The 10,149-nt window shown below is 54.2% G+C and carries 10 protein-coding genes; 6 read left to right on the top strand and 4 right to left on the bottom strand.

Features of this window, described 5'->3' with window-relative positions:
• Positions 1-837 precede the first annotated feature (837 nt).
• Complete coding sequence (locus WCO56_07460; GenBank protein ID MEI7729393.1) at positions 838-1,395, top strand: hemerythrin domain-containing protein; 558 nt, start codon at positions 838-840, stop codon at positions 1,393-1,395.
• Positions 1,396-1,412: 17 nt separating this feature from the next.
• On the opposite strand, the gene WCO56_07455 is transcribed toward WCO56_07460, so the two are convergent.
• The 3 genes from WCO56_07455 to WCO56_07445 form a co-directional block, all read right to left on the bottom strand.
• Positions 1,413-3,107 carry a hypothetical protein gene (locus tag WCO56_07455; protein MEI7729392.1) on the bottom strand — a complete coding sequence of 565 codons (1,695 nt, stop codon included), beginning with the start codon at positions 3,105-3,107 and terminating at the stop codon, positions 1,413-1,415.
• 78 nt (positions 3,108-3,185) lie between these two features.
• Positions 3,186-3,473, bottom strand: coding sequence for an RNA methyltransferase (locus WCO56_07450; GenBank protein ID MEI7729391.1), 288 nt, complete (start codon positions 3,471-3,473; stop codon positions 3,186-3,188).
• 105 nt (positions 3,474-3,578) lie between these two features.
• Entirely contained in the window at positions 3,579-3,761 is a 183-nt protein-coding gene (locus WCO56_07445) for a hypothetical protein (protein MEI7729390.1), read from the bottom strand.
• A gap of 56 nt (positions 3,762-3,817) precedes the next feature.
• On the opposite strand from WCO56_07445, the gene WCO56_07440 reads away from it, so the two are divergent.
• From WCO56_07440 to WCO56_07420, 5 genes are all read left to right on the top strand, one after another.
• Positions 3,818-5,692 (top strand): transglutaminase family protein, encoded by a 1,875-nt coding sequence (locus WCO56_07440; protein MEI7729389.1) that lies wholly within the window; start codon positions 3,818-3,820, stop codon positions 5,690-5,692.
• Between the two features lie 5 nt (positions 5,693-5,697).
• Entirely contained in the window at positions 5,698-6,570 is an 873-nt protein-coding gene (locus WCO56_07435; GenBank protein MEI7729388.1) for an RHS repeat-associated core domain-containing protein, read from the top strand.
• Positions 6,571-6,616: 46 nt separating this feature from the next.
• A complete protein-coding gene (locus WCO56_07430; protein ID MEI7729387.1) occupies positions 6,617-7,042 on the top strand; it encodes a hypothetical protein in 426 nt (141 codons plus the stop codon).
• Between the two features lie 168 nt (positions 7,043-7,210).
• Positions 7,211-8,029 (top strand): RHS repeat-associated core domain-containing protein, encoded by an 819-nt coding sequence (locus tag WCO56_07425; GenBank protein MEI7729386.1) that lies wholly within the window; start codon positions 7,211-7,213, stop codon positions 8,027-8,029.
• 141 nt (positions 8,030-8,170) lie between these two features.
• On the top strand, positions 8,171-8,545 hold the full coding sequence (locus tag WCO56_07420) for a hypothetical protein (GenBank protein ID MEI7729385.1): 375 nt from the start codon (positions 8,171-8,173) through the stop codon (positions 8,543-8,545).
• A gap of 788 nt (positions 8,546-9,333) precedes the next feature.
• Here WCO56_07420 and WCO56_07415 read toward each other — a convergent pair.
• Positions 9,334-10,149 (bottom strand): RNA methyltransferase, encoded by an 816-nt coding sequence (locus WCO56_07415; protein ID MEI7729384.1) that lies wholly within the window; start codon positions 10,147-10,149, stop codon positions 9,334-9,336.

Genomic DNA, 10,149 nt, shown 5'->3' with positions numbered 1-10,149 from the left:
CTGCGGCGCAGAGCAAATGCACGCGCCGACATTTTTGGAGTACGGCGGCAAGGTGAGGTGAAGGGGCCGCGACGCCGCTTTGGAATGCGGAATGCGGAATGCGGAATGCGGAATTGCCGCCGTTTCCCTCCCCACGAACCTTCACTTCCAGGTTCATGGGTTCAAAGAGCGAAAGTCGGTTGTTCGGGGAAGTCTCACCCCCTCACCCGTTGCTGGGGAGAGGGAAAGCCGCTCGCGGCGCGTTGGTATTCCAAGGGGCATTCGTGCGCTCTCGCCGCTTCCGGATTCTGCGTTGGACGCCAAAGACCTGCAAACAGCCCATCATCCACTCCCTCAGCCGCAGAACAGACCTCCTCTCCCCAAGGGAGAGGAAAGAGGTGAGGGGGTACGAAACTCTGGGAATTCCCCCGCTGTCAAAATCTCCCGCGCCACTCCATTTAGGTCTCCTCAGGTACACCCGCGCGCGCTCCCGTGGACGGCGCAAATCCAAAGCGGTGTCGTCATCCGCCCCTGTTACCCCCGGATTCTGCCACCGCACTCCAAAATCCCCCGCGCCACCATATTTGAGATTGATTTGCTCGTTACCTACGTTTGCGGTTGGTCCCAAGGGTTGCCGGCGCTAATGCATTCATTCTCCAAGCATAAATCTTATTAATGTTAAAGTTAAGTATTGCTTTTGGGCAGATTTATGCCAGTTTGCCGGCGACACATGACAACACCCGTTCATGCAATGGAATGCTGTCCGCCCCGGCAACGTCGCTTGCCGCGCGCGCGGAACCGCTTCGGTCTGGTTGTCATCCTCCATCCAACCAACAACCTCAAAAACTGATCCCTATTATGGCTCCTTCCGAAATCATGGAACGCGAACATCACCATATTGAAACCGTGCTGCTGGCGCTGCGCCAAACGGCTGACGCCATGTTGCAGGGCCAGCGCCCGGACACGGAGCTGCTGCGCGCCGCCGTGGAATTTCTGCGCATCTACGGCGACCGGCTGCACCACCTCAAAGAGGAGACGTTGTTGTTTCCGAGATTGGCGCATCGCGGCATCCCTGACCAGGCCAACCCGATTGATAGTTTCCGGCACGACCACGAGCAGGAACGCGCCCTGGTGCGCGTCCTGGATGACAGCCTGGACCGGTTCGTCCGGGATCAACCGGGGTCGGGCGATGCCCTGGCCCATGCGCTGGATGATGTTTGCGCCACCTTTGAGCGCCATCTCGTGAAAGACAAGGCGACCCTGATTCCCATGGCCGAGCAAGTGCTGACCGACGCGGATAAACATGAGTTGGAAACCAAATTTGCCTGGGCGGATCGCGCCGTGGGAATGGAGGTGGTGGCGCGTTGTGTCGAATTTTCTACCAATCTGACAGCCGAAAAAACCGCCACCCAATAGCGCCCGGAGCGCGGCATTTACCGTACCGCCAAGTCCATAAAATCAAGGCGGTTTGGCATGCCGGTTAGCATGGTCAACCCAAGCTGATTCTGGCCGTCACGCAATCGCTTGGCGGGTACGTGCCAGGCGCGCATTGCTTCCGGTTTGCCAAGTAGCGAGGGAGACACCGCCGGATACGGTTCCGAGACATCCGGGGATGGCTCCAGCGATTGACCGTTGAATTGGACCTGGAAACTTGCCTGTGCCAGGGGAGCTTCGCATTGGATGCGCAACCGTCCACCCGGTTGCCAGCCGCCGGTTGGTGGCGCCAGGTCGAGACTGAAAGAAAGCGGTTCGGTCGGAACCAGTTTGCGCGGCAACAGTGGTGGCCGGATAAACGGGTTATTCCAACCCGGCGCGAGGAAATAGTGCTGCGGCTGAAGCGCCAGCCACTTCTGATCCCGCAGATGCTGGAAAATTTCAAAAGGCGGCTCCGTAAACGGGCCACGTCCGGGACCGCCATGCTCGCGGTAATAGGCAAAGTTGAACGCGCTAACCCCGTCCGCGCCACGCGCGTAGGCCAGATGGGCGGCGGTGTAAAACTGCTCCGGCGTGGTGCGGCGAAAGGTAAAGGTGTCGTAGCCCGGAGTGAGTTTGTCGCCATTCCAAATGGAGTGACACAATTCCAGATACAAGGCGGCGGACGGCACCATCTGGCGAATCGTAGCCAGGTCGTTTTGCTGAACGGTGAAATAGCTGGCAGACACGTTCACCATGTCCAGCCCCGCCTCGACCATGCCGGGCAGGTCCAGGCCCATGGGGTCGAAGGCTTTCACGTAGCACGGCACGCGGGCGCACAGCCAGCGGGTACGACCACCGCGCGCGGTGCGATCCAGCAATTCCCGCACCTCGCGCACAAAACCGCACATGATGGCGCACCGCTGTTCGACGGTCGTCCGATCTTGCGGAAAATAGCTGTGAAAACGCAGGTAATCCAACTCCAGCCCATCGAGATCGTTATTTTCGCAAAGCTCCTTGAGGAACGCAAACTTGTGCGCGCGCACTTCCGGGATGGCCCAATTCTGGAGGCGCTGCATGGAGCTTTTCAGGTCGGGGCCAATGCGATACTCCGGATGTTCGACAAAAAATCGGGTGAGGCTCATCGCCGCGCCCCCGCCAATCTTGTCGCTCTTTTTGGCCTCCGCAAATTCCTTGTTGTGGGCGTCGTTCAGGCGGAAGGAAATGAAGGGCGCCTGGCCGCGCAAGCGGCAGCGTTCAATGAACACTTTGACGACATCGCCGCCCGCCATGACGTACCGGCCAAAGGTATCGGGATCCACGCCGTAGCGTTCCTTTACCCAGCGGTAGTGTTCTTCCAGCGACAGCACCTTGCTTGGCCACATCGGCACCATCCCCAAACCAGGCTGCAACAGGTGGACTTCGATCCCGGTATCCTGTAATTCATCCACCGTGGCCTCGAGCATCTCCGGGCGGAACGGCTCGCGCGCTTTGTGAAAGGGGCTGATGCAGGAGGTGATGTTGGTCGTGTCGTTGCTGTAGAGTGCGCGAAAGGGGGCCTTACCCCGCGCTGGGCGGGATTCCTCGGCGATCGCCGTCGCCGAAAACGAAGGCAATCCACACAAGGCGATGGCACTCGTGCCGCCGGCCAGAAATTCTCGCCGCCTGATCATCGACGTTTTTTCCGGATGCGATCCTTGAGGTTTTGAGTTCATGGTTGCGTTCCGGTCACCTTACTGGGGGCGGGGAAGAAATGCAAGCTGCGCCCGGCCCGGCGGAAAATCAGAATGGAGTCAGGCGCGTCCCCGTTGCCGGGCGACTTCGTAGCAGAATACCGCGGCGGCACTGCCAACGTTCAAGGAATCCACCCCCTTGCTCATGGGTACCACCGCCGTCTCATCGCAGACTGCCAACACCTCTGGTGAGATGCCGTCGCCCTCGCTGCCGAAGACCACACAAACATCCCCGGCCAGACTCGCCTGACTAAGCGTGCGCTGATCCGTGTGCGGATGCGCTGCGACGATACGGATTCCTTGGGCACGCAATTGGCGCAAGGTTTGCTCCAGGCGGCAACACTCCACCCCAAAGCACCAAGACCAATAAATATTTCTTGCGGTTATGAAATCGTCATATCAAAATCTGCTAGTTTTCAATGGAAAAGAGTCACAACAATAATCGCCCGGTGGCTAACCTCGGACGATCAGGCCAAAAACGGCAGTCAAAGCACCGATCAATGCTTCTTCCGGCTGTGCTGTTTTTTCTACTGATCGCTGCCGTTGTGTTGCTGCTTGGCCCGTGGGATAGAATTCAGCTAGCTGCAAACACCGTGCCGAAGCCACCATCATTGGCCAGCCATCAACCACAATCATTACGAGAGTTACTGCAAATTCCTCCCGAACAACTTGACGGCGTGGATATCGCGGTCATGAACTTGCTTTGCGCGGAGGGGCTGCGCGGTTCGGAGGACTTGGACGTTAGTAAATATATCGAACGGCTGAACTCCCTTGCCAGGCAGGTGGAATGGGAAACCAAACGCAACGAGCATCGTTTTACAGAACACCCGGAAGAGCATAAAAATTCCCTGGCTTATTACCGGATGGGAATGCTGGGCACCGTGCTCGCAGAGGATTACGGTATGCGTTACAATCCTAAACTTGAAATACCGTGGGTGCATGGAAAGCGGACTGACCAGCAGGCCAATTACGCCAATTCCAAGAATGTTTTCATTCACGGGCTGCTGGCGGGCGAGCGGTTCGGGACTTGCGCCTCCATGCCCGTGCTCTACACGGCCATCGCCCGGCGTTTAGGGTATCCCGTGAACCTTGCCGCCACCAAGTACCACCTATATGTCCGCTATGAGCAAGAGGATGGCGGTCACCTCAATGTTGAGGCCACCGAGAATCGGGGATTCACCACCCCAACCGATGAAGAATATCGGAAAGGACCTTTCCCAAGCACCGAGGAACAAATCCGGGACCTGGGCTGGCTGCGGCCCATGACTGGGCGGGAAATGTTGGGGGCGTTTCTTTTTGCGCGCGCCGGGTGTTTGCGCAACATGGAACGGTATGCGGAAGAGGCCGAGGCCATTGCGAACGCCGGACGGTATTTGCCCGATACACCGCTTTCCCGGCGAACTATTCAAGCCTGCCTCGAACGGGCGCAAAACTCGAAGAACGCTGGCAAATGGGACCAACTTTGGACGGAAGTGGATGGAATGTATGTGCCGCCCGGCCCGGAATTTGCCCAATTCCAAAATCGTAAAGTGCAGGTCCACATGCGCATGAGTCAGGGCACGGACTTGCCCGCCATGGAACAGGCTGTCGGCGATTTACGGCGTGACTTGGCAGACTACCATAGGCGAATGATCGAGCCTACGGATGCTCCACGGACGAATATTGTGATGCTGCCGCCACCATCGCCAACACCAATCCTTGTTTTGCGCGTCACCTTGCCTTCGGGAAAAGAGTTGGTCATCCCGGAGGAATTCCTGCCCCCGTTTGAAAACAGGCAGATTCCGTCCTCATCATGGGCTCGTATTGGCGCTGCCAAGCTGGATAACGAGCAGTCCATCTTGACTGAACTGTGGAAGCATTACGAAACCAGCATGTTGGCCCGGCAGAAGGACTCTCAGGCGGGTAACCAGTCTGCGGTTGCCTCTGGGCCAACCCAGGCCAGGCGCATGGCGATCCAGCAGGAACGAATTCCGGCCGAGTATTTTTGGAATGGTTTTCCGCTCGAACTCCAGCAACGGCTGCGCAAGTTGGATAACGAGCAGGAAATGGTTGAAGAAATGCACCTATATTATGCGGAAGAACTCCACCTGCGGAATATGCAAGCCAGCGAATCGTTGTTCAATTCCGGCCATCACCCCTTTTTGCCGCCGGAATGGCAGCCAAAGGACCACCTGAAATTGGCGGATTTTGCCCGAGAGAGTGGCATTCCCGCGAACAGTATCCCATGGAGTTACCGCAACCGGGAACTTTCCCCTGAATTACAGAAACGGATTGTATCACGAACGAGATCTATAACCTTTGGAAAAGAAACTGCGGTAATGGATGAAGTCCGGCGGTTTGAGTCGGATGAACGCCAAAAAGAGTCCGCGCTTCAAGTGATTCAAGCCAGACGACACACCCTGGACCAAATACCGCTGATGCAACCGCCACTACATATTGACATCATCCCTGCCGCGCCAAGCCAAAGCCCACCAGGAGCACCAGCCATCATTCCGTCAGTTTCTCCGAGAATGCCATTGACCGTGCCCGTCGGATTTGAGACAAAACTTCCAATGATAAAAAGATGAAGCCTATGAATGCCGTTTTGAAATTCATGCTTGCAGTAATTGCTGCCTCTGCCTTTGTTACTGAAGCCCAAGCCATGCGGTGGTACAGTCCCAGCACGGGGCGATGGTTATCCAGGGATCCGATTGGGGAAATGGACGGACCAAATATTTATGCAATACTTCAAAATGATCCTGTAAACAAAACAGACTTTCTTGGGCTAAAATGGGTTGTCACAAGAAAAGGAAACCCAAGGACGGTTGCCTATGCAACAAGCACATCCGACACATTTCAGGATTTAGCCAATTTAATTCGCTTCGATTATTCAGATTATGACAAGTGGTTGCAGCCAGCAGACGCAAGGCCCGAACCTTGCAAACGATATTCTATTCCTAACACAATTTTTATCGACTCTGGAAATCAAAAAGTTATGGATCAGGTTCCTTGGTCTATTATCAGTATCTGGATGTCCGCTGCCAACCAATCCAAAATTGACTGGGAAAACAACGGATATCGTGTCGTAAGCGATGTTGGAGTAACTGATAATGATATCACAACCCACCTTGGCGATGCGAATATTTACGGATACATGTTCATAGGCCATGGGGGCCCTGGTGCCATTATTAACACATATTCTCATCTTGGCGAAGATATGAGCGGGTTGGGGCCTGATCGCTACACTCCTCATGGTATTGCTTTCTTGGTTCTTAAAGCTTGCTATAGCGCGGACTTGGTTCCTGTGCCAAGAGCTAAATACCGATATAACTCGTGGGAGTCAAACGTTTCAACAAAGGGGCGTTTTATCGGCTACGAGGGTTCAGTCAATACAATAAACGACGTTTTTCTTTGGACCTCTGCGCCTGGAAAGAACAACTACCCGTATTCATTGGGGAACCGATGATTCCTTTTGGAATTATATGTGGAGATTTCGGTCATTCCTCGTTTCTATGTTGTTTGTTGGGCTTGTTTCATGCTCACCACCAACAACTGTGGCGCCGAAAGCACAAACGCAGAACAGGCTCAAGAATATTTATCACGCCCTGCGTATTTTGGAGTCCGAAAACCATACCAATATTGGTCGGTTGCTTCAAAATTCCACAGAAACCAATCTTCAAAAAGGTTTGTTGGTTTTATTGTCAAATAATTCGCAAACGCTTGGGTTTGATCCTAAAATCATTGACAAGAAAATTTTGTCGGATGGATATGGGCGTCGCTTCAATGTTGAGTTTAAGACGAACTTACTTTCCAAATTCGGGCCGACTGCGCTTACGGAGGCGGGTTTTGATGTGGTTGTCTGGTCGAACGGTTCAAATGGAGTTAATGAAAACGGGTTCGGAGATGACGTCTATTTAACAAAAGAAAATAGGAAATAGGTTGACGGCCCTTGATAAGTCGCTACCACTTATTGACATAATCCCTGCCGTGCCAAGCCAAAGCCCACTAGAAGCGCCAGCCGCCAACTCTTCAGTTTCTCCGCGAATGCCATTGACCGTGCCCGACGGATTTGAGATAAAGGCCCTAATGATAAAGAAATAGAGCCTATGAATGCCACGTTGAAGTTCGTGCTTACTGTGATTGTTTGCACCATCGTTACCGAAGCCCAAGCCATGCGGTGGTACAGCCCCAGCACGGGGCGATGGTTGTCTAGGGATACCATTGAAGAATCTGGCGGTTTAAACCTGTACGCATTCACGCAGAACTCACCAGTAAATGAGATTGATGCTTTTGGGGAGCGGATTCTGTCCTTAGAGATCAGGCACTCAGGCACGGCTGAAATTTCAGACAGCACCTACCTTAGCAGGGTCAACACTTGGGATGACTATTATGATGTCATTCTTCCTGGGGATTTGGGATTTAAGCACCAATTGGTCCCGGAGCACTATGTGTACACTGCCAATTCTGGGTGGGGTAGTTTTCAACAAGTAAAAGTCACACGGCCAGCCCGTACGGCTGTCGGCTACAAGTTTGAATACGTGGTGAATCGGGAGTGCGTAGCTATGGACACCATGGATAAGTTCAAAATATCTCAAACAATAACTGATTTCTCATGGTATAAGAGAAAAAAAGGTGGTGTTTGGATGTTAAACGAACAGCTTGCATGGAAAGCCCCTGGTACAGTTGATGGCCCTTCTCAAGTGGAGAAAATCACGAATTTAAAAATCGTTGCAGGCGACATGATTAGAGATTTGGTCGATGAAGGCGATAAATGGGAATACCGGTTGTCTGTTGCATGGGCGGTCAGGGCTGAAGATGCAGATAACGCATTTGAAGGTAAACATCGCATTACTCTTATTTATTCCGAAAGCGGTGGAACCGGAAAGGGGTCTATTCTCCAGAAACCAATAGAGGTTTTCAAATAAGCCAATAACTAATCGGGTATGAAACGGAGGAGTACCTTCTTCAAATTAGCGCTTGTGGGGTGTGCCTTAGTGATCAGTTGGGTAGTATGTTTCTTCACTCAGGAATACCGATCAATTCAACGGTACCCCGCGTCGGACCAAGTGTTAAAGGCGGTACAAGATTTTTTTATCACGAAGGATTGCCAGTTTGTCCGTCAAACCCGCAACGACTTGACACACACTTCCCCACCACTACTTTTGCGAATGCGTGGGCTTGCAGAAACCATTCGCAACCATGGTGTTAAGTTGGGTGGAGTAGGTATTCCATATCAACACGGTTTCGTTTGTGAATACCGGTCGGACGATGGCGGTAAATTGGAGGTGGCGATTGATGTTCGTGACGGGAAAGTTTATCGAGTAACTCTGATCGAAGCCACAAATGTGTCGAAATTATTCCCTGGACTTAGCAAACGCCTGAATGGATTGCCAATGCCTGTCAGTTTCGAACAAACGCCGGGCAATGGTGTTCTATTTTGACATTCCATAGGCTGCGGTGAGCAAGGAGAAGCACAATGGTGTATCGAAAAATCCTTCTGATAATTGTGGTAGCAGTGAGCTTGGGCACGCTTGGAGTTTTGTGGTGGAACATTCAAACTGAGCGGAACCTTGTCGCTGCCGCGTGGGCAGGGGACCACGCTTCTGTCAGCAGACTCGTTTCTCGCCGCAACTGCGACGTTCGGGATACCAACGGGGTTCCGCTTGTCGTAATAGCCGCAGCGCGTGGCGACCTCGAGTCAACGCATGCAATTGTGCTGGCCGGGGCGGACTTGGAGGCAGGCACCGAACACGGGCAAACAGCTCTTATGCTGGCTGCCTTCTGGGGGCATAAGGAGGTTTATGATTTTCTTCTGGCACGTGGTGCACACCTCGACCGCCAGGACTTGGATGGGAATACTGCGTTGTTGCAAGCGGCGATCGGGGGGCGCATAGCTATTGCTGAAGACCTCCTGCGGCGCGGAGCGGATGTCAATACCACAAATCGGGGAGGACGGACCCCTTTAGCAAATGCCGCGTCGCGCGGTTTCGATGGAATGATCGGGCTACTGTTGAGCAATGGGGCGCGTCCAGAGGTTGCTGACTGCCAAGGTCGCACTCCGTATGACCGGGCGCGGGAGAGGAAACTCACAAATACCGCAGCCCTCTTAACGGGAAGAAGCCAAGTGAAACCATAGCCTCCTCCACGGACGGAAACAAAGCAAGGGAAGTATCCTAACTTCGCAGGCATCATTCCTCGCTAGCAGAACCACGTTCCACAGAGGTGAAAATCACGCTTTACCCCGTTGCCGGGCGACTTCGTAGCAGAATACCGCTGCGGCACTGCCAACGTTCAAGGAATCCACCCCCTTGCTCATGGGTACCACCGCCGTCTCATCGCAGACTGCCAACACCTCTGGTGAGATGCCGTCGCCCTCGCTGCCGAAGACCACACAAACATCCCCGGCCAGACTCGCCTGACTAAGCGTGCGCTGATCCGTGTGCGGATGCGCCGCGACGATACGGATTCCTTGGGCATGTAACTGGCGCAAGGTTTGCTCCAGGCGGCAACACTCCACCACGGGTAACTGGAAAATGGTACCCATGGAACTGCGCACGGCGCGGCGCATATAGGGATGGCTGGAGGTTTCCCCCAGAAGCAGCGCATGGGCGCCAAAGGCGGTGCAGTTGCGCACCAGCGCCCCCATGTTTTCCGAATTGCTCAGGCCATCCACCGCCACCAGGAAGAGCGGGCGCGGGGCGGTGCGCAGGATTTCGCCCAGGTCCGCCGGGTTGGGGATGCGCCCCACCGCCAGCAACCCCTGATACATGGAAAAACCGGTCAGCTTTTCCAGAATTTCCTTTTCCATCACGAACACTTCCACTTCCTCGGGCCGGGCCTCAATCAGCGGACGCATATCTGGCAGCCATTTCTGCGGCAACAGCACGGAGCGCACCACAATGTCCGTTTCCAACAGGCGGCGGACAATCTTCTCCCCTTCGGCGACAAAAATGCGCTGTTGGTGATGATCCCGTTGGGCGCGCATCGTCTGGTAGGGCGCGAGCGTGGGATGCTCGAAGGAATCGGCAACCTGGAGGCGGAGCAT

This window comes from Verrucomicrobiota bacterium (assembly GCA_037139415.1).
GTDB lineage: Bacteria > Verrucomicrobiota > Verrucomicrobiia > Limisphaerales > Fontisphaeraceae > JBAXGN01.
The sequence above is the reverse complement of the archived record's forward strand: the minus strand, read 5'-3'. Positions and strand labels throughout refer to the sequence as shown.